The sequence below is a fragment of the Streptomyces luteireticuli genome (assembly GCF_041519305.1).
Taxonomy (GTDB): domain Bacteria; phylum Actinomycetota; class Actinomycetes; order Streptomycetales; family Streptomycetaceae; genus Streptomyces; species Streptomyces luteireticuli.
In genome coordinates this window covers 4883988-4902687 of record NZ_CP167927.1, presented here as the reverse complement: position 1 = coordinate 4902687, position 18700 = coordinate 4883988, and the positions used below count along the sequence as shown (strand labels likewise).

Sequence of the window (18700 nt, the reverse complement as noted above, 5' to 3'; positions counted from 1 at the left end):
CCCCGCCCACCGCGGCGAAGCCGCGGTGCCGGACCCCGGGGCGCAGCCCCGGAAGAAACGGTGAAAGGGCGGGACCGGGGCAAAACCCCAGGAGCAACCAACCGCCCCCTACCCCCCCAACCCCGCCCCCCGAAACGCCTCCACACTCGGCCGGATCGTCGCCCGCGGCCCCGCCGCCACCGCATCCAGCGTCTTGAGCCCGTCCCCCGTGTTGAGAACGACCGTCGTCAGCGACGGATCCAGCACCCCGTCCCGCAGAAGCTTCCGCGCGACACCCACCGTCACCCCGCCCGCCGTCTCCGCGAAGATCCCCTCCGTCCGGGCGAGGAGCCGGATCGCGTCCACGACCTCCTCGTCCGTCACGTCCTCCACGGCCCCGCCCGTACGCCGGGCGATGTCGAGCACATACGGCCCGTCCGCCGGGTTGCCGATGGCCAGAGACTTGGCGATGGTGTCCGGCCGGACCGGGCGGACGACGTCGTGACCGTCCTTGTAGGCCCGCGCCACAGGCGCGCACCCCGTCGCCTGGGCACCGAAGATCCGGTACGGACGGTCCTCGACCAGCCCCAGCGCCACGAGCTCCTTCAACCCCTTGTCGATCTTCGTGAGTTGGGAGCCCGACGCGACGGGGATCACGATCTGGTCCGGCAGCCGCCAGCCCAGCTGTTCGCAGATCTCGTACGCGAGGGTCTTGGAGCCCTCCCCGTAGTAGGGGCGCAGGTTGACGTTGACGAAGCCCCAGCCCTCCCCCGCCGGGTCGCCGATCAGCTCGGAGCAGAAGCGGTTGACGTCGTCGTAGGTGCCCTCGATGCCGACCAGGTCGCCGCCGTAGACCGCGGCCATGACGACCTTGCCGGCCTCCAGGTCGTGCGGGATGAAGACGCAGGAGCGCAGGCCCGCACGGGCCGCGGCGGCGCCGACCGCGCCGGCCAGGTTGCCCGTCGACGAGCAGGACAGCGTCGTGAAGCCGAAGGCGCGCGCCGCCTCGACGGCAACGGCGACGACGCGGTCCTTGAAGGAGTGGGTGGGGTTCCCGGAGTCGTCCTTGACGAACAGGCCGCCGGTGACGCCCAGTTCGCGGGCGAGGTTGTCGGCCCGGACGAGCTTGGTGAAGCCGGGGTTGAGATTGGGTTTGGCGGCGACGTCGGCGGGGACGGGCAGCAGCGGGGCGTAGCGCCAGATGTTCGCCGGCCCGGACTCGATGCGGCGCCGCAGGCCCTCCGGGTCGCCGGCCGGGAGCTCGTAGGCGACCTCCAGCGGACCGAAGCAGGAGGTGCAGGCGAAGACCGGTCCGAGCTCGAAGCGCTCGCCGCACTCGCGGCAGGAGAGCGCGACGGCGGGACCGAAGGAAGTTGCGCGTTCGACAGCTTGCACAGCCATGGAGGCGAGGCCCTTTCTCCTCATCTTCCTCGCGACGAACCTCGTCACGAGACGGATTTGGCACCTTCCCCGCCGGGAGCCTCGCCGCGAGAACGGTGAGACCGGCTGGAGGGTTGCCGGGGCTTCATCGGGCCGTGTCCCTCTGCCCCTCTGGATGAGCGGTATGGCACCGGTCGGCGGCGTCGCCGGCCAGGCGTTTGTGACATGCGCGCGGGACCCCGACATACGGGCGGGCTCCGCGTTGTTCAAGACTGTATCGGAAGGTGCGGGCCCTTCAAGAGGGGCCGTCCGCACAGCGAGATGCGTCAACGAGGAGTCGTACACGTGCTGGAAGAGGTGGAGCGCTGGCTGGCCCGGCGGTCCTGGTCCGCCGCAGACCGTCCGCTCGACCGGCTGCTCGCCGCCAAGCGCGAGACGGGGAGCACCGTGAGCGTGGTGCTGCCCGCCCTGAACGAGGAGGCCACGGTCGGGGAGATCGTGACCGCGATCCGCCGCGAGCTGATGACGGGGGATGTGCCCCTGGTGGACGAGCTGGTGGTGCTCGACTCCGGTTCCACGGACGGCACGGCGCGGGTGGCCCGCGAGGCCGGGGCGCGGGTGGAGCACCGGGACGCGGTGCTGCCGGAGCTGCCCGCCGTGCCCGGCAAGGGCGAGGTGCTGTGGCGGTCGCTGCTGGTGACGAGCGGCGACATCGTGTGCTTCGTGGACGCGGACCTGCGCGACTTCTCGGCGTCGTTCGTCTCGGGGATCGTCGGTCCGCTGCTCACCGACCCGGACGTGGCCTTCGTCAAGGCGATGTACGACCGTCCGCTCGGCGAGCTGGAGGGCCAGGGCGGCCGGGTGACCGAGCTGGTGGCCCGCCCGCTGCTCAATCTGCACTGGCCGCAGCTGGCGGGCTTCGTCCAGCCGCTGGGCGGGGAGTACGCGGCGCGCCGCTCGCTGCTGGAGCGGCTGCCGTTCCCGGTGGGGTACGGGGTGGAGCTGGGGCTGCTGGTGGACGCGCTGCACACGGTGGGCCTGGACGCGCTCGCCCAGGTGGACGTGGGCGAGCGCAAGCACCGGCACCAGGACGGGCAGGCGCTGGGCCGGATGGCCGCCACGATCTACCGGACCGCCCAGCTGCGGCTGGGCCGCGGTCCGCTGGTGCGGCCGGAGCTCGTCCAGTTCGAGCGCACGGCGGAGGGCTTCGCCCCGCGCACCTACCCGGTGGACACGGAGGAGCGGCCACCGATGGCCGGGATACCCGAGTACGAGAAGCGGCGCCGCGCGGCGTAAGCGTACGTTTGAGCGGTTGGCGGCGCGGCAAGGCTGGCGTCATGGTCGCTGAGCACGTGCACGCCGCCCCTCATGCCGCCCCTCACGCCGCCCCGATCGTCGTGGCCTCCAACCGCGGCCCGGTCAGCTACCGGCTCGACGGGAACGGCGGTCTCACGGCGGGCCGCGGCGGCGGCGGGCTGGTCTCGGGGCTGAGCGCGATCGGGCCGGAGGCCGGGGCCGTATGGGTGTGCGCCGCGCTCGGCGAGGGCGACCGGCTGGCGGCCCGCCGCGCGGGCCGCAGACTCGACCCCGCGGACACCGGCGGACAGCGGGTCCGGATGCTCGACATCCCCGCCGAGACCTTCGCCACCGCGTACAACGGCGTGGCCAACTCGGTGCTGTGGTTCGTCCACCACCTGCTCTACCAGACCCCGCTGGAGCCCGTGTTCGACGCCGGATTCCGCGAGCAGTGGGCGGCTTACGAGGCGTACAACGCGGCCTTCGCGGACGCGCTCGCCGAGGAGGCGGCCGACGGCGCCGCCGTGCTCGTCCAGGACTACCACCTGACGCTGGTCCCCGCGCTGCTCCGGGCCCGCCGCCCCGACCTGCGCATCGGCCACTTCTCCCACACGCCCTGGGCTCCGCCGGACTACTACCGGATGCTCCCGGACGACGTGGCGGCGCAGGTGCTGCGCGGCATCCTCGGCGGCGACCGGGCGGCGTTCCTCACCCACCGCTGGGCGGAGGCGTTCGCCGCGTGCTGCGCGGACGTGCTCGGGGCCGAGGTGCTGCGCGTCGGCGACCGCCTCGCGGTGCGGTCCGAGGGCCGGACGACGGCACTCGGCGTCCACGGGCTGGGCGCGGACGCCGGCTTCCTGCGCGAGCGCGCCCACCGGCCGGACGTCGAGGAGCGGATGGCGGCACTGCGGAAGCAGATCGGACCGGACCGCCGGACGATCGTCCGCGTCGACCGCACCGAGCTCTCCAAGAACATCGTCCGCGGCCTGCACGCCTTCGCCGCGCTCCTGGAGGAGCACCCGCAGTGGCGCGGCAAGGTCGTGCACATCGCCTTCGCCTACCCCTCGCGGCAGGACCTCGCCGTCTACCGCGACTACACCGCCGAGGTCGAGCGGCTGGCCGGCGAGATCAACGCGGCCTGGGGCACGGCCGATTGGACACCCGTCGCCCTGCACGTCAAGGACGACTTCGCGCGCTCGCTGGCGGCGTACCGGCTGGCGGACGTGGCGCTGGTCAACCCGATCCGGGACGGGATGAACCTGGTGGCCAAGGAGGTCCCGGTGGTCTCCGACCACGGCTGCGCGCTGGTGCTCTCCCGGGAGGCGGGCGCGGCGGCGGAGCTGGGCGAGGACGCGATCGTCGTCAACCCGTACGACGTGGCGGCCACGGCCCGCGCGCTGCACGAGGCGCTGCTGATGGACCCCGTCCAGCGCGCCGAGCGCTCGAAACGGCTGGCCGCGGCGGCGACGGCGCTGCCGCCGGCGCGCTGGTTCGTCGAGCAGCTGGAGGCGCTGTCGGCCGCAACGACGGGGCGCGCGGGGTGAGTTGACGCGCCCCGTCGCGCACCTGCCGCACGGCTGACGGGACGCGGGAGCGGGTAGCCATGCAGCCATGTCCACCACTCCGCGTTGGATCGCCCTGGTGACGGCCTCGGCCGCGCTCCTCGCCGTGACGGCGTCCGGCTGTTCGTCCGGCTCCGACGACAAGAAGTCCGAGTCCAAGGGGGCTTCGTCCTCGGCGACGGGTCCGTCGTCCCCCTCGTCCGCCTCGCCCTCGTCCTCCTCCGGCGGCGGCGAACCGATCCCCGTCGGCGCCGGCCCCCAGTCCTCGTACACGGTGCAGAAGCAGCCGGCGGCCGGGACCTGCGCCTACCGCTTCACGACGGCCAAGGAGCCGCTGCCCGACCCCAAGTGCACACCCGGTGCGACCAATCCGAAGGTCACGCAGGCGACGCTGAAGACGACGATCTGCCGCGCCGGCTACACGAAGGGCATCCGGCCGCCGGTGAGCATCACCAACCGGGAGAAGACGGCCAACGCCGAGTCGTACGGCTACAAGAAGTCGCTCCGCGAGGCCGAGTACGACCACCTCATCAGCCTCCAGCTCGGCGGCGACCCCAACGACCCGCGCAACCTCTGGGTGGAACCCCCCTCCCCCGGCCACCGCGACGGCGCGGGCCCCAACAACCCCAAGGACGCGATCGAGACGAAGCTGAAGACCGCGATCTGCTCCGGCAAGGCGGACCTGACGAAGGTCCAGCGCGCGATCGCCCACGACTGGACGACGGCGCTGGCGGCGGTGGGGATCGCGGACGACGCGAAGGGGAGGCCGCCTCGGGAGGCGGCGGATGCGGACGGGGACTAGCGGGGGTTTTGCCCCGGTCCCGCCCTTTCACCTCCCCCAGAGGGGGTGCCCCCATTCCGGGGCAAGCCCCCCGGGCCCCTGAAGCGCCCTTCGGGCGCTGTCCTCAAACGCCGGACGGGCTGAATTCGCGCCCGGGCGCACAATCCAGCCCGTCCGGCGTTTGAGGACAATGCGGCGCAGCCGCATTGCGGGGCCGAGGGGGCGGAGCCCCGGAATGGGGGCACCCCCTCTGGGGGAGGTGAAAGGGCGGGCCGGGGGCAAAACTCACCCCACCACATCCGCCAGCGCCCCCAACAACCCCACCACACCCCCCGGCCCATCCACCACCACATCCGCCCGCGCCGCCAGCTCCGCCACCTCCGAGCTCCCGCTGCACACCAGCACCCCCCGAACTCCCTCTCCCCGCAACGCCTCCACCGCCCCGAAGGCCGCAAGATCCCCCAGGTCGTCGCCCGCGTACAGCACGCACTCCGCGCCCGTTTCCCTCACGTACTCCGCGAGGGCGACGCCCTTGTCCATGCCCGGGGGGCGGAGTTCCAGGACCAGGCGGCCCGGTTCGACGATCAGGCCGTGGCGGGCGGCAAGGTCGCGCAACGGCTCCTGGAGGGCGCGGAAGGCGGCCTGCGGGTCGGGGGCGCGGCGGGTGTGGACCGCGACCGCCTGGCCGCCCTTGTTCTCGATGGGAGAGGAGGACGAGGTTTCCACCCAAGTGGTCGGCCACGCGCCGGACTTGTCGAGGACGCCCGGCAGCTCCGCCAGGACCGCCGCGATCCCGGGGTGCGGCGCGGGCGAGTGCACCGTCCCCGACACCGCGTCCCAGCGCTCCGCGCCGTAGTGGCCGAGGACGACGAGGTGTTCGAGGCCGGCGACCCCGGCGAACCCGCCGTAGCGCACCGCGACCCCCGCCGGCCGACCGGTGATCACCGCGACGGACGCCAGGTGCGGGGCGAGCCGGGAGAGCGCCGGCACGGCGCCGGGGTGGGCGCGGGCCCGCTCGGGGTCGGGCACGATCCCGGCGAGCGTGCCGTCGAAGTCGAGGGCGACGACCGCCCGCCCGGGGCGGGCGAGGAGCGCGGCGAGACCCTCGCGTCCGGCGGGGGTGACGGGTTCCGGAAGGGGATGGGTGCCCATGGCCGTGACCCTACCCACGACGCGCGGAACACAACGGACCCGAACACAACGGAACCGAACTCAACGGATCCGAACGGAACGGCTCAGCGCCGCGCCCGTCGCGCCTCCCTCAGCCGCCGCAGCCGATTGACGGTCACCGGGTCGTGCGAGAGGGCCCGCGGATCGTCCAGGAGCGCGTTGAGCAGCTGGTAGTAGCGGGTCGGGGTGATGCCGAGCCGTTCGCGGACGGCCCGTTCCTTGGCACCGGGCCCCGCCCAGGACTCCCGTTCCAGGGCGAGGACGACGAGGTCGCGTTCGGACAAGCCGGATGGTTCGGGCAGCTCGGACGGCTCAGGCAACTCGGGCGGCTCGGACGGCATGGTGACCAAGGCTAGACCAGCGCTAGCGGGCCGCGCCGTCCGTGGACTCCGCCTCCCGCTGGATCTCGTCGAGGATCCCCTGCACGTCGGCGCCCTTCTGCACCGTGCTGCCGATCTTCTCCTTGACCGTCTTGCTGACCTTCGCCCAGGAGGTCTTGTCGGCGGGGTAGAACTCGGCGTTCTTGAGCTGCTCCAGGAACGGGATCAGCTTCTTGCGGCGCGGCGTCGCGTCGTCGTCCTTCATCATCTTCTCGGACGCGGTCGAGGTCACCGGCAGCAGGTCGTACTTGCCGGTGAAGTCCAGCACGGTCTGCGTGCTGTAGAGGAAGTCGAGGAACAGCCCGACCTCCTTCTTGTGACCGGTCTGCTTGAACGCCATGACCCAGTCGGCGACACCCATGGTGGACGCGGCCTTGCCGTGGCGGCCCGGCAGCGGCGCCATCCCGTACTTCACGTCCTTGGCCTCGGCCTGCTGCATCAGGGACGGGTGGCCGTGGAGCATGCCGACCTCGCCACGGGCGAAGGCGTCGAAGAGCTCCTGACGGTTGGTGCGGGCGGGGTTGCCGGGGCCGGTGAGCTCCTTGCCGACGAGCTCGTCGCGCAGCCACTCGAAGGCCTCGACGTTCTCCGCCCGGCCGATGGTGTAGTTGCCGTTCTTGTCGGCGTAGCCGCCGCCGTTGCCCAGCATCCACAGCATCGTCTCGGCCGGCGCCTCCTCGGGGCCCAGCGGCAGACCGAAGGGGATCTTCACCTGGGCGGCCTTGAGCTTGACCGCCGCGGCCTGGAGCTCGGCCCAGCTCTCGGGGGCCTTGAGGATCCCGGCCTTCTCGAAGAGCGTCTTGTTGTAGAAGAGCAGTCGCGTGGAGGAGACGAACGGCAGGCCGTACTGCATGCGGTGCACCTCGCCGGCCTTGGCGATCGAGGTGATGAAGTCGGCCTGGGTGGGCACGGAGAGCAGCTGGTCGGCGCTGATCAGCTTGCCGGCCGCCGCGAAGTCGGCGTACGCGCCGATCTGGGCGATGTCCGGGGCGTTGCCGGCCGCGACCAGGTCGGCGACCTTCTTGTCGACGTCGGTCCAGCTGTAGACCTGGACCTCGACCTTGACGCCCTTGTGGTCACCCATGAAGGTACGGGCCACCGACTCCCAGTACTTCTGGGAGCTGTTCTCCGGCTTTCCGTCGCCGTACTCGGCCGCGATCACCGTCAGCGTCTTGCCGCCGGGCCCGCCGCCGCTGCACGCCGTGAGGGCGGGCGCCATCGCCGCCGTGGCGGCACCCGCCGCCGAGAGACCCAAGAACCGCCGCCGCTGCACGTGCTTTCCACCCTCGTGGTTGTGATCGTCCGACCGCCGCCTGAGACGCAGCAGACGCGCGCCTCTTCCGCGCCACCTTAAGGGCTCTTCGAACGGGCGCTCGCTCCGCCCTCACCCTTCCGCTTCCGGGCGGCGGGCTGCTATCCACGGACGAACTGCCGGATTCATGGAGGAGCCCAGGTCATGGCCGTATCGCGTACCGCCCTCGAACTCGCCGCCCAGCCCGGCTGCTGGCGCCGGGCCGCCGAACTCGCCCCGGAGGGGCTTCCGCTTCCCGGCGAACGGGTCGCCGTCACCGGCTGCGGCACGTCCTGGTTCATGGCCCAGGGCTATGCCGCGCTGCGGGAGGCCGCGGGGGAGGGCGAGACGGACGCGTTCCCGGCGTCCGAGTTCCCCCCGGGACGGCGCGCCGCGTACGACCGGGTCGTGGCGATCACCCGGTCCGGGACGACGACGGAGGTCCTGGACCTCCTCGCCGCCCTGCGCGGTGGCCCCGCCCTGCTCGCGGTGACCGCCGACCCGGACACCCCGGTGATGCGGGCGGCGGACGCGGTGGCCGTCCTGGACTGGGCGGACGAGGAGTCCGTCGTCCAGACGCGCTTCGCGACGACGGCCCTGGCGCTGCTGTGGTCCGCCCTGCCCGGCGGCGCGGACGCGGTGGCGGCGGCGGCCGACGCGGCGGAGACGGCCCTCGCGGAGCCGCTCCCGGAGGAGGTGCTGGCGGCGGAGCAGTGGACGTTCCTGGGGCGCGGCTGGGCGTACGGGCCGGCGCAGGAGGCGGCGTTGAAGATGCGGGAGGCGGCGGGCGCGTGGACGGAGGCGTACCCGTCCATGGAGTACCGCCACGGCCCGGTGGCGATCGCGGGCCCGGGGCGGGTGACGTGGTCCTTCGGGCCGGTGCCGGACGGGCTGGCGGCCGCGGTCGGGAACGCCGGGGGCGTCCTCGTCCACGGCGACGACCCGCTGGCGGAGCTGGTGCGCGCCCAGCGGACGGCGGTCGCGGTCGCGGAGCGCCGCGGCTGCGACCCGGACCGCCCCCGGGGGCTGACGCGCAGTGTGATCCTCGCGCGCTGACGGGCGCGCGCCCTCGGCGCACCCCACCGCTCCCGACGAGTGGACTAGACCTTTCGCGCCCCGACGCGCGACACTACCTCTCGTGAAACATGTCATCGCCCTCGACGTGGGCGGCACCGGCATCAAGGCCGCCCTCGTCGGCGCGGACCCGGGCACCGAGGACCCGGGCTCCAAAGACTTGGGCACCGGGCTCCTGCACGAGACCCGGCGGCCCACCGGCCGCGACCGCGGCCCGGAGGCCGTCGTCGAGGGCGTCCTCGAACTCGCCGCCGAGCTGTACGCGCTCGGGGAGAAGGAGCTGGGCGAGCCGCCGGCCGCCGTCGGCGCCGCCGTCCCCGGCATCGTCGACACCCGCACCGGCACCGCCGTCTACGCCGCCAACCTCGGCTGGCGCGACGTCCCCCTCCGCGACCTGCTGAGCCGTCGCCTCAAAGGCATCCCCGCCGCCCTCGGCCACGACGCCCGCACCGCCGGCCTCGCCGAGGGCCGCGTCGGCGCCGGACGGGGCGCCGACCGCTTCCTGTTCGTCCCGCTCGGCACCGGCATCGCGGGCGCCATCGGCATCGACGGCCGCGTCGAGGAGGGCGCCCACGGCTCCGCCGGCGAGATCGGCCACATCGCCGTGCGCCGCGGCCCCGGCGCCCCGCGCTGCGGCTGCGGCGCCCACGGCTGCCTGGAGACGCTCGCCTCCGCGTCCGCGGTCGGCCGCGCCTGGGCCGAGGCCTCCGGGAACGGGGCGGCCGACGCGGCCGACTGCGCCCGCGCCGTCGAGGCCGGCGACCCGGCCGCGGCCCGCGTCTGGCAGGCCGCGATCGACGCCCTCGCCGACGGCCTCGTCATCGCCCTGACGCTGCTCGACCCCCGTACGCTCATCATCGGCGGCGGCCTCGCCGAAGCCGGCGAGACCCTGTTCCGCCCACTGCGCACGGCGGTCGCGGAGCGCGTCACCTTCCAGAAGCTCCCCCTCATCGTCCCGGCGGCCCTCGGGGACACCGCCGGCTGCCTGGGCGCGGGACTGCTCGCCCGGGATCTGCTCGCCACCCACACCACGGAGGTAACCGGCTGATGGCCGAACGAACGGTTCTCGACGGCGCCCGAGTCGTCCTCCCGACCGGGACGGTGGAGAACGGACGGCTCACGGTCGAGGGCACCCGCATCGTCGCGGACGCCCCCGAGGAGCCGCCGACGTGGGACCTGACCGGCCACTGGATCGTCCCCGGCTTCGTGGACATGCACGTCCACGGCGGCGGCGGCGCCTCCTTCTCGGCCGGCGACCCGGCCGAGGCCCTCACCGCGATCCACGCGCACCGCGCCCACGGCACCACGACCATGGCCGCCTCGACCGTCACCGGCGACCTGGACGACCTGGCCCGGCAGGCCGCCGTCCTCGCCGAGCTGACCCAGCAGGGCGACCTGGCCGGCGTCCACTTCGAGGGCCCGTTCATCTCCCCGCACCGCTGCGGCGCGCACCAGCCGGAGCTGCTGCGCGACCCCGACCCGGCGGACGTCCGCAAGCTCCTCGACGCCGCGCACGGCACCGCCCGGATGATGACCCTCGCCCCCGAACTCCCCGGCGGCCTCGACTCCGTACGCCTCCTCGCCGAGCACGGCGTCATCGCCGCCGTCGGCCACACGGACTCCTCCTACGAGGCCACCCTGGAGGCCATCGACGCGGGCGCCACCGTCGCCACGCACCTCTTCAACGCGATGCCCTCCCTCCTGCACCGCGCCCCCGGCCCGATCGCCGCGCTGCTGGAGGACGAGCGCGTCACCGTCGAGCTGATCAACGACGGGACGCACCTCCATCCGTCCGTCCTGGAGCTGGCGTTCGCCCGCGCGGGCGCGGACCGGGTCGCGTTCATCACCGACGCGATGGGCGCGGCGGGCATGAGCGACGGCATGTACGCGCTGGGCCCGATGCGGGTCGAGGTCAAGGACGCGGTCGCGCGGATCGCCGACGGCCCGACGGCCGGCTCGATCGCCGGCTCGACCCTCACCCTGGACACGGCCTTCCGCCGCGCGGTGACCGTCGACCGGCTGCCCGTCGAGGACGCCGTGCGCGCCCTGTCGGCCAACCCGGCCCGGCTGCTGGGCGTGGACGACCGGGTCGGTTCGCTGGAGGAGGGCAAGGACGCGGACCTCGTCGTGCTCGACGGTTCGTTCGAACTCGTCGGTGTGATGCGCCGGGGAGAATGGCTGGTCCGTCCCGAAGTGCGGTAATTCCCGGCAGGGTTGTTCCGGAGCGGCAGGTCCCGGGGTCTGGGCCTGCCGCTCCTGCTTTGGCATGATCGCTCCCGCAATCGTGTCCCCCGCGCCGTCCTGTCCGCGCCCGGTCCGAGAGAGGTCGCCGATGATCCTCACGGTCACGCTCAACGCCGCGCTCGACCTCACCTACCGGGTGCCCCGGCTGCGCCCGCACACCACGCACCGCGTCACCGAAGCGGTCGAACGCCCGGGCGGCAAGGGCCTCAACGTCGCCCGCGTCCTGGCCCGCCTCGGCCACGCCACCACCGTCACCGGCTTCGCGGGCGGCCCGACCGGCGACATCCTGCGCCGCCTCCTCGCGGACACCGCCCCCGCCCTGACGGACGCCCTCGTCCCCGTCACCGGCCCCACCCGCCGCACGGTCGCCGTCGTCGACGCGGCCACCGGCGACACGACCCAACTCAACGAACCGGGCCCGCAGATCACCCCCGCCGAATGGTCCGCCTTCACCGCCCGCTACGCCCGCCTCCTGGACGGCGTCGGCGCGGTGGCCCTCTGCGGCAGCCTCCCGCCGGGCGTACCCGTCGGCGCCTACGCCCACCTGATCCGCCAGGCCCGCACCCGCCGCATCCCCGTCCTCCTCGACACGGACGGCGAGCCCCTGCGCCGCGGCATCGCGGCCCGCCCCGACGCCGTCACGCCGAACGCGGTCGAACTCGCCGCGCTCACCGGCTCGACGGAGCCGCTGCGCGCGGCCCTCGACGCCCGGCGCCGCGGCGCCCACGCGGTCGCCGCGACGCTCGGCCCCGACGGCATGCTCGCCGTCACCCCCGACGGCACCTGGCGCGCCGTCCCGCCGTCCCGCGTCAAGGGCAACCCCACGGGCGCGGGCGACTCGGCCGTCGCCGGCCTCCTCTCCGCCTGGCTGGAGGACCTCCCCTGGCCGGACCGGCTGACCCGCGCGGTCGCCCTGTCGGCGGCCACGGTCCGGGCGGCGACGGCCGGGGAGTACGACGAGGGTGCGTACGAGGCGGCGCTGCCGCTGGTGAAAACAGTCCCCCTGGGAGGGAGTTGACCCGCCTTGCCCCTGACCCGCACCGCCGACCTGATCCGCCCCGGCGCGGCCGTCGCCGCCTTCAACGTCATCACCGTCGAGCACGCCGAGGCGATCGCCGCGGGCGCGGAGGCGGCGGGCCGCCCCGCGGTCCTCCAACTCTCCGAGAACGCCGTGAAGTTCCACGGCGGCCGCCTGACCCCCATCGCCTCGGCCGCAGCAGCCGTCGCCCGCGCCTCCTCCGCCCCCCTGGCCCTCCACCTCGACCACGTCGAGTCCATCGACCTCCTCCACGCCGCGGCCGCCCACGACTTCTCCTCCGTCATGTACGACGCGTCGAAGCTGCCCTATGCGGAGAACGTCAAGGCGACGGCCGAAGCGGCCCGCTGGGCCCACGCCCGGGGCCTGTGGCTGGAGGCCGAACTGGGCCGCATCGGCGGCAAACCGGGCGACGCCCACACCCCCGGCGTCCGCACGGACCCCTTGGAAGCCGTGGCATTCGTCGCCGACACGGGCATCGACGCCCTCGCCGTGGCGGTCGGCTCCGCCCACGCGATGACGTCCCGCACGGCGGCCCTCGACCACACCCTGATCACGGCCCTCCGCGCCGCCGTCCCCGTCCCCCTGGTCCTCCACGGCTCGTCCGGCGTCCCCGACCCCGAACTCCGCCGCGCCGTCGCCTCCGGCATCGCCAAGGTCAACGTCGGCACGGCCCTCAACACGGCGTACACGGGCGCCGTCCGCGCCTTCCTGGAGGCCCACCCGTCCACGGTGGACCCGCGCCGCTACCTCGCCCCCGCGCGGGAGGCGATGGCGGGGGCGGTGGAGCGGTTCCTGGGGGTGGTCGGGGGGCGGGGGGCTACGACGTGACCCAACCCGGAAGCAGCTTCAGACGAGCCACGTTGGCGTTGCAACTGCCCGAATCACACATCAGCTTGATGTCGTGCTTGCCGCCCTCGAGCTGAACCCAGTTGTAGGTGTGGGACCAGTTGGTCTCGGGACCGTAGCTCTTCAGATTCACGACGCGGTCCAGCTTCTGCCCGTCGACCCAGAGCGAAGCGCTCACGTCCCCGCTGGGAACGCCGTAATCGACCCACACCGTGTACTTACCGCCGGACCCAGCAGCCACCTTGTTCCACTCGATCGAAGCACCCGGCTTCAAAACGACGTAGGCGCCACCGTCCGACGGCGCCCCCTTCACGCTGGTGGCGGTGGACGCACCGCCACTCAGACGCAGCGACGACGCGTCACGGATCAGGTCCGTCACCGGCTTGCCCGACGGCTTGTCGTCGCCCTTCTTCTTGTCGTCCTTCTTCTTCTCTTGGGCGCTCGGCGACTGCGAGCCGTCCGCCTTCGCGGACGTGCTCTTGTCGTCGCCGCCGTCCTTGTTCATGACCATCGCGGTGCCGATGCCGCCCGCGACGACCAGCACCACGGCTATCGCGGCTATCAGCAGGCCGCGCCGCTTCGGGCGGGGCCGGTCGGCGGGCGGCGCCGGGCGGGCCGGGGCGCCGCCGCCGGGGAGGGTCTCCGGGGCCGCGTAGTGCGGCGCCGGCTGGTGCTGCGGGGGAATGCCCGCGCCGTACGTGCCGCCGCCGGGCTGCTGGTTGTACTGACGGGAGCCGACCGGGCGGACCTGGTTGTACGACGTGCGGGGGACGCCCGGCTGCGGGGCCTGCCCGCCCTGCGTACCGCCCTGTGCGGCGCCGCCCTCCGAGCGGTAGAGGTAGGCGAACGGGTCGTCCTCCTCCGGCTTGCCCGTGCCGTCGGCGCCGCCGTTGTTACCGGCCGTCATCCCTTGTCACTCCCCACGTGATGTGCCCGTCGGCACCCACGTCGCTGTGCACCGGATCACGCGGCTGTCGAGGCCGGTTCGGCCACCACGGTCCGGGCGGTGCCGTTCGGCGCAGCCTACCTCGGCCCGCCCGCACACACGCAGCCCCGCGTCAGCCCGCACGGCGTCCCGCCCGGGCCCGGGACCGCTTCTCGACGTACATCCGCTGGTCGGCGGAGCGCAGCACCTCGTCGGCGGACATGCCGCAGCCCGCCCAGCCGATGCCGAAGCTGGCCCCGACGCGGACCGCGCGGCCGTCCACCCGTATCGGGGGGATGATCGCGTTCCGCAGGCGGACCGCGAGGTCCTCCGCGTCGGCGAGGCCGAGCCCGTCGGCGAGGACGACGAACTCGTCGCCGCCGAGCCGGGCCACCGTGTCGCCGTCGCGGACGCCGCTGGTCAGCCGGCGGGCGACCTCGATCAGGACGGCGTCGCCGGTGTGATGGCCGAAGCGGTCGTTGATCGACTTGAAGCCGTCGAGGTCGCAGAAGAGGACCGCGAGGCCCTTGCTGCCGTCGTCGCTGTCCTCGTCGAGCGCGACGGTGTGGACGTGGCTGTCCGCGTGGTGGTCGAAGCCGCCGTCGACGCCCGCCGCGTAGTCCTCGACGAGGGCGTGGCCGCGGTCGGCCGCGTACGCCCCGTCGGCGCCCAGCAGGACCGGCTCGCCGAAGGGGCCCCCGAAGGGGCTGCCCACGCCGACGACCTCGGCGAAGCCGTCGAGGCGGCCGAAGGGGCCGGGGACGGTCTCCGCCCGCCCGTCGCCGCCGGGCGGACGGGAGCACAGCCGGCTGCTGAGCCGGGCGCGCAGCTCGGCGCTGTTGGGCAGGCCGGTGAGCGCGTCGTGGCTGGCGCGGTGGGCGAGCTGGAGCTCGTGCCGCTTGCGGTCCTCGATGTCCTCGACGTGGGTGAGCAGATAGCGCGGGCCGTCGGCGGCGTCGGCGACGACGGAGTTGCGCAGCGAGACCCACATGTAGCTGTCGTCGCGCCGGCGCAGCCGCAGCTCGGCCCGGCCGCCCTCGGCGGAGGTGCGCAGCAGGGTGCCGACGTCGTCGGGGTGGACGAGATCGGCGAAGGAGAGGCGGCGCAGCTGGGAGACGGGACGGCCCAGCAGCCGGCACAGGGCGTCGTTGATGCGGTGCAGCCGGCCGTGCTGGTCGCCGCCGAGCTCGGCGATGGCCATGCCGCTGGGCGCGTACTCGAAGGCCTGGCGGAAGCTCTCCTCGCTGGCGCGCAGCGCCTGCTGCTCGCGCTCCAGGCGGAGCAGGGCGCGCTGCATGTTGGCCCGCAGCCGGGCGTTGCTGATGGCGATGGCGGCCTGGAAGGCGTACATCTGCAGGGCCTCGCGGCCCCAGGCGTCCGGGCGGCGGCCGTCGCGCGGCCGGTCGGCGGAGATGACGCCGAGCAGCTCGCCGGTGGCGGAGCCGGCGGTGTACATGGGGGCGAGGAGCCGGTCCATGGGGTGCCACTCGTCGGCGAACGTGGGTGCGGGGCCGGTGGTCCGCCACTGCGGGACGTCGTCCTCGTCGAGCACCCACCCCTCGGTGTACGGGATGAAGCGCAGCTCGCCCCAGCGCTCCCCCATCGACAGCCTGCGCTCCCAGGACACGCGTGATCCCACGCGGCCGGCCAGGAACGCCTCGGCGCTCGCGTCGCCCGCGACGGCGGCGACGACGAGGTCGCCGTCCGGCCGGACCAGATTGACGGCCGCGAGCTCGTACCCGAGCCCGTTCACCACACCCTCGGCGACCGTCTGCAGGGTGTCCGCGAGACTCCGCGCGCTATTCAGCTCCGCTACGGCCTGATGAACCTGCCTCAAGGACGCCAGACGGACATACGGCTCCGACTCGGTTTCCATGGTTCGCTCTCCCCCGAGACCTCGACAGCGACTCTCCAGATTTTCTTGTCGTCCGTTTACACGGCCACTGAATCACAGCGAGCTGACAACTCGGTACACAGGGTCAACAAATAGGGCCTTATGTGACTCATGTCACAGGTCGATCCTGAGCGGTTCGCTTCGGGAATTGCCACCCATTGACCGTTCACGAATAGCAAATACGGCAGTCCCTGCCGCGTTCCCGGGGCGTTCCCGGAAGGGAAAGCGGCTCAAGCCCTAGTCCGCAATACCAGTCCGGTCCTGCGACCGCAGCCCGATGCAACGGCCGGGCCGGGGCCGCTAGCGTGCGGAGGGTGTTGCAGACGACTTCGCCTTCGCCCGCAGAGGCCCGCATACCGCATCCTGACGGTGTGACCGCCGAGGAATTCCGAGCAGCTCTCGCCCGCCTCGCCGCCGGTGTGGTGCTGGTGACCGCGCACGACCCCGAGGAGGGGCCGAGCGGCGAGGACGTCGGCATGACGGCGACGGCCTTCCTCTCCATCTCCCTGGAACCACCCCTCGTGATGGTGAGCGTTCGCAACGACTCGCGCATGGAGGACCTGCTCGACCGTCAGCCGCTGTGGTCGGTGTCCCTGCTCTCCGAAAGCCAGCGCCACATCGCCGGCCGCTTCGCCATGAAGGGGCGCATCAGCGACCGGCTGCTCTTCGAGGACATCCCCTGGGAGCGCGGAGACATCTCGGGCGCGCCCCTGGTGCGGGGGTCGCTCGCGGTGCTGGAGTGCCGGACGGAGCAGCGGGTGGCTGCGGGCGATCACACGCTCTACATCGGCCGGGTGCTCGGCGCGTCCACTCCGAGCTCGGAGAGCTCTCCTCTGATGTACTTCCGCGGGCGCTATCGCCAGCTGTCGTAGCGGGGGGCTTTGCTCTCCCCGCCCCGCCCTAATCCGTTTTCGCAGGGGCTGCCGCCCCTGCGGCACCCCGCTTGCGCGCTGCCGCGCGCGGTGGGGCGGTCCCGCGCTCCGCGCGGGTGGGCGGAGCTTCGCCCCTGCGCCCCACCGGGGGCTACGCCCCCTGGCCCCCGCTCGGGTTGCGCCCGCCGGGCCTTGACCGGGGCTGCGCCCCTGGACCCCGCTGGGGGCTTCGCCTCCTGGCCCCCTGACCGGGGCTGCGCCCCTGACCCCCGAAGCGCCCTGCGGGCGCTGTCCTCAAGCGCCGGACGGGCTGGATGTGTGCCCCTGGCCCGCCCTTTCACCGTTTCTTCCGGGGAGACCCCGGACCCCGTCCGCCCTCCGGGCGGAGTCCTCAAGCGCCGGACGGGCTGAATATCAGCCCGTCCGGCGCTTGAGGACGAGCGGCGAAGCCGCGACAACGGGGGCCAGGGGCGAAGCCCCGGAAGCAGGGGTGCAGGGGGCGCAGCCCCCGCCCCACCGCGCGGCAGCGCGGTGCCGGGCCGAGGGGCGGAGCCCCGGAAGAAACGGTGAAAGGGCGGGCCAGGGGCAAAACCCCCACCCCACCCACCCCCCTTCAGTCCCAGCGACCCGAGCGCCCCCGCTTCGTATCCCCCCGCTGCTTCTTCTCCCGAAGCCGCCGCTCATTGATACCCCGCGGAATCCGCGTCGCCCGCCGCGCCTTCGGCGGCGGGGCCGTCGCCTCGGCCAGGAGGGCAGCCATCCGGACCGCCGCCGTCTCGCGGTTGCGCCACTGGGAGCGGTGCTCCGACGCCCGTACGGTCAGCACGCCGCCCGTCAGCCGGCCCGCCAGCCGTTCCAGCGCGCGCTCCTTCCACACGGCGGGCAGCGCCTCCGTGGCGGCCAGGTCGAAGCGCAGTTCCACCTGGCTGTCACTGGTGTTGACGTGCTGGCCGCCGGGGCCGGAGGAGCGCGAGAAGCGCCACATCAGCTCCGCCTCGGGCAGGGACACGGCACCGCGGATGATGTGGGGACGGGAATCGGAGGACACGAACCCCATCGTCGCCCGCCGGGGATGCCCATGTCACCTGGGTTTGCCCCACTCCGTCGCCGACCCGGCATCAGAAACCGGTAAAGAAAGTAAAGGAGGACGGAACCTCCCCACCCCCCGTCGGCGTTTACCGGGGTGACAGCGGCTCGCGCAGGCAGCGCGTGGCCGCGAGTCCGACGAGAAAGGGATCACCCCCATGCCTGTAAGCCTGTCCAAGGGCGGCAACGTCTCCCTCACCAAGGAGGCCCCGGGCCTGTCGGCCGTCACCGTCGGCCTCGGCTGGGACGTCCGCACCACCACGGGCACGGACTTCGACCTCGACGCGAGCGCGATAGCGGTGAACCCCGCCGGCAAGGTCTACTCGGACGGCCACTTCGTCTTCTTCAACAACAAGCAGACGCCGGACGGCTCCATCGTGCACACCGGTGACAACACCACCGGTCAGGGCGACGGCGACGACGAGCAGATCAATGTCAACCTCGCCGCCCTCCCGGCCGACGTGGACAAGATCGTCTTCCCGGTCTCCATCTACGACGCCACCGCGCGCTCGCAGAACTTCGGCCAGGTGCGCAACGCCTACATCCGCATCGTCAACCAGGCCGGCGGCGCCGAGATCGCCCGTTACGACCTGAGCGAGGACGCGGCCACCGAGACCGCCATGGTCTTCGGCGAGCTCTACCGCCACGGCGCCGAGTGGAAGTTCCGCGCCGTGGGCCAGGGTTACGCCTCCGGTCTCGTCGGCATCGCGCAGGACTTCGGCGTCAACGTCTGAGCCGCTCCCCCGCGCCCAATCGTCAACGCCGGGCATTCCACGGGCGATTGAGCCGGATCGCGCCACAAGGGCCGCTTTCCCGCCAGGGGAGCGGCCCTTGTGGCGCGACCTTCGTCGAAATGCATTCGAAAATGCAAGTACGCGCCC

17 protein-coding genes and 1 riboswitch are annotated in these 18700 nt (G+C 73.3%); of the genes, 10 read left to right on the top strand and 7 right to left on the bottom strand.

Annotated elements, in window-relative coordinates:
- Positions 1–108: 108 nt before the first annotated feature.
- Positions 109–1380: a threonine synthase gene (thrC, locus tag AB8735_RS21965; RefSeq protein WP_372408872.1), complete on the bottom strand. Its 1272-nt coding sequence runs from the start codon at positions 1378–1380 to the stop codon at positions 109–111.
- A 17-nt stretch (positions 1381–1397) separates the two neighbouring features.
- A riboswitch (SAM riboswitch) is annotated at positions 1398–1541 on the bottom strand.
- A 163-nt stretch (positions 1542–1704) separates the two neighbouring features.
- On the opposite strand from thrC, the gene AB8735_RS21960 reads away from it, so the two are divergent.
- The 3 genes from AB8735_RS21960 (at position 1705) to AB8735_RS21950 (ending at position 5019) form a co-directional block, all read left to right on the top strand.
- Positions 1705–2655 (top strand): glucosyl-3-phosphoglycerate synthase, encoded by a 951-nt coding sequence (locus tag AB8735_RS21960; protein WP_372408871.1) that lies wholly within the window; start codon positions 1705–1707, stop codon positions 2653–2655.
- A 41-nt stretch (positions 2656–2696) separates the two neighbouring features.
- A complete protein-coding gene (locus tag AB8735_RS21955) occupies positions 2697–4199 on the top strand; it encodes a trehalose-6-phosphate synthase (RefSeq protein WP_372408870.1) in 1503 nt (500 codons plus the stop codon).
- Between the two features lie 67 nt (positions 4200–4266).
- Positions 4267–5019 carry a hypothetical protein gene (locus AB8735_RS21950; protein WP_372408869.1) on the top strand — a complete coding sequence of 251 codons (753 nt, stop codon included), beginning with the start codon at positions 4267–4269 and terminating at the stop codon, positions 5017–5019.
- 264 nt (positions 5020–5283) lie between these two features.
- Here AB8735_RS21950 and otsB read toward each other — a convergent pair whose 3' ends face one another.
- From otsB to AB8735_RS21935, 3 genes are all read right to left on the bottom strand, one after another.
- Positions 5284–6150, bottom strand: coding sequence for a trehalose-phosphatase (otsB, locus tag AB8735_RS21945; RefSeq protein WP_372408868.1), 867 nt, complete (start codon positions 6148–6150; stop codon positions 5284–5286).
- 83 nt (positions 6151–6233) lie between these two features.
- Positions 6234–6509 (bottom strand): DUF3263 domain-containing protein, encoded by a 276-nt coding sequence (locus tag AB8735_RS21940; protein ID WP_372408867.1) that lies wholly within the window; start codon positions 6507–6509, stop codon positions 6234–6236.
- Between the two features lie 22 nt (positions 6510–6531).
- Positions 6532–7821 (bottom strand): sugar ABC transporter substrate-binding protein, encoded by a 1290-nt coding sequence (locus tag AB8735_RS21935; RefSeq protein WP_344025959.1) that lies wholly within the window; start codon positions 7819–7821, stop codon positions 6532–6534.
- Positions 7822–8004: 183 nt separating this feature from the next.
- Between AB8735_RS21935 and AB8735_RS21930 the strand changes: the two genes are divergently transcribed.
- From AB8735_RS21930 to AB8735_RS21910, 5 genes are all read left to right on the top strand, one after another.
- On the top strand, positions 8005–8895 hold the full coding sequence (locus tag AB8735_RS21930) for an SIS domain-containing protein (RefSeq protein ID WP_372408866.1): 891 nt from the start codon (positions 8005–8007) through the stop codon (positions 8893–8895).
- A gap of 82 nt (positions 8896–8977) precedes the next feature.
- Entirely contained in the window at positions 8978–9961 is a 984-nt protein-coding gene (locus tag AB8735_RS21925; protein WP_372408865.1) for an ROK family protein, read from the top strand.
- Positions 9961–11115, top strand: a complete 1155-nt coding sequence (gene nagA / locus AB8735_RS21920; protein WP_372408864.1) for an N-acetylglucosamine-6-phosphate deacetylase — start codon at positions 9961–9963, stop codon at positions 11113–11115. Before AB8735_RS21925 ends, nagA begins: the two co-directional genes overlap by 1 nt.
- 130 nt (positions 11116–11245) lie before the next feature.
- Positions 11246–12175 (top strand): 1-phosphofructokinase family hexose kinase, encoded by a 930-nt coding sequence (locus tag AB8735_RS21915; protein ID WP_372408863.1) that lies wholly within the window; start codon positions 11246–11248, stop codon positions 12173–12175.
- A gap of 6 nt (positions 12176–12181) precedes the next feature.
- A complete protein-coding gene (locus tag AB8735_RS21910; protein ID WP_372408862.1) occupies positions 12182–13024 on the top strand; it encodes a class II fructose-bisphosphate aldolase in 843 nt (280 codons plus the stop codon).
- Here the strand turns inward: AB8735_RS21910 and AB8735_RS21905 are convergent.
- Together AB8735_RS21905 and cdgB are read right to left on the bottom strand one after the other, a co-directional pair.
- Positions 13014–13949 (bottom strand): carbohydrate-binding protein, encoded by a 936-nt coding sequence (locus AB8735_RS21905; RefSeq protein WP_372408861.1) that lies wholly within the window; start codon positions 13947–13949, stop codon positions 13014–13016. The two genes, AB8735_RS21910 and AB8735_RS21905, sit on opposite strands and share 11 nt — an antisense overlap.
- 151 nt (positions 13950–14100) lie before the next feature.
- The gene (gene cdgB / locus AB8735_RS21900; RefSeq protein ID WP_372408860.1) at positions 14101–15843 is read right to left on the bottom strand and encodes a diguanylate cyclase CdgB; all 1743 of its coding nucleotides are present in this window, start codon (positions 15841–15843) and stop codon (positions 14101–14103) included.
- 332 nt (positions 15844–16175) lie between these two features.
- On the opposite strand from cdgB, the gene AB8735_RS21895 reads away from it, so the two are divergent.
- A complete protein-coding gene (locus AB8735_RS21895; protein WP_344025976.1) occupies positions 16176–16733 on the top strand; it encodes a flavin reductase family protein in 558 nt (185 codons plus the stop codon).
- Between the two features lie 613 nt (positions 16734–17346).
- Here the strand turns inward: AB8735_RS21895 and arfB are convergent.
- Positions 17347–17781 (bottom strand): alternative ribosome rescue aminoacyl-tRNA hydrolase ArfB, encoded by a 435-nt coding sequence (arfB, locus tag AB8735_RS21890; protein WP_372408859.1) that lies wholly within the window; start codon positions 17779–17781, stop codon positions 17347–17349.
- A gap of 196 nt (positions 17782–17977) precedes the next feature.
- Between arfB and AB8735_RS21885 the strand changes: the two genes are divergently transcribed.
- On the top strand, positions 17978–18553 hold the full coding sequence (locus AB8735_RS21885) for a TerD family protein (protein ID WP_344025980.1): 576 nt from the start codon (positions 17978–17980) through the stop codon (positions 18551–18553).
- Positions 18554–18700: the final 147 nt, after the last annotated feature.

Excerpts from the sequence above, each read along its gene's own strand:
- AB8735_RS21915 (WP_372408863.1), top strand. The coding sequence starts at position 11,246 with ATGATCCTCACGGTCACGCTCAACGCCGCGCTCGACCTCACCTACCGG.
- AB8735_RS21930 (WP_372408866.1), top strand. The coding sequence starts at position 8,005 with ATGGCCGTATCGCGTACCGCCCTCGAACTCGCCGCCCAGCCCGGCTGC.
- AB8735_RS21950 (WP_372408869.1), top strand. The coding sequence starts at position 4,267 with ATGTCCACCACTCCGCGTTGGATCGCCCTGGTGACGGCCTCGGCCGCG.
- AB8735_RS21940 (WP_372408867.1), bottom strand. The coding sequence starts at position 6,509 with ATGCCGTCCGAGCCGCCCGAGTTGCCTGAGCCGTCCGAGCTGCCCGAA.
- cdgB (WP_372408860.1), bottom strand. The coding sequence starts at position 15,843 with ATGGAAACCGAGTCGGAGCCGTATGTCCGTCTGGCGTCCTTGAGGCAG.
- nagA (WP_372408864.1), top strand. The coding sequence starts at position 9,961 with ATGGCCGAACGAACGGTTCTCGACGGCGCCCGAGTCGTCCTCCCGACC.
- AB8735_RS21905 (WP_372408861.1), bottom strand. The coding sequence starts at position 13,949 with ATGACGGCCGGTAACAACGGCGGCGCCGACGGCACGGGCAAGCCGGAG.
- AB8735_RS21885 (WP_344025980.1), top strand. The coding sequence starts at position 17,978 with ATGCCTGTAAGCCTGTCCAAGGGCGGCAACGTCTCCCTCACCAAGGAG.
- AB8735_RS21955 (WP_372408870.1), top strand. The coding sequence starts at position 2,697 with ATGGTCGCTGAGCACGTGCACGCCGCCCCTCATGCCGCCCCTCACGCC.
- thrC (WP_372408872.1), bottom strand. The coding sequence starts at position 1,380 with ATGGCTGTGCAAGCTGTCGAACGCGCAACTTCCTTCGGTCCCGCCGTC.
- otsB (WP_372408868.1), bottom strand. The coding sequence starts at position 6,150 with ATGGGCACCCATCCCCTTCCGGAACCCGTCACCCCCGCCGGACGCGAG.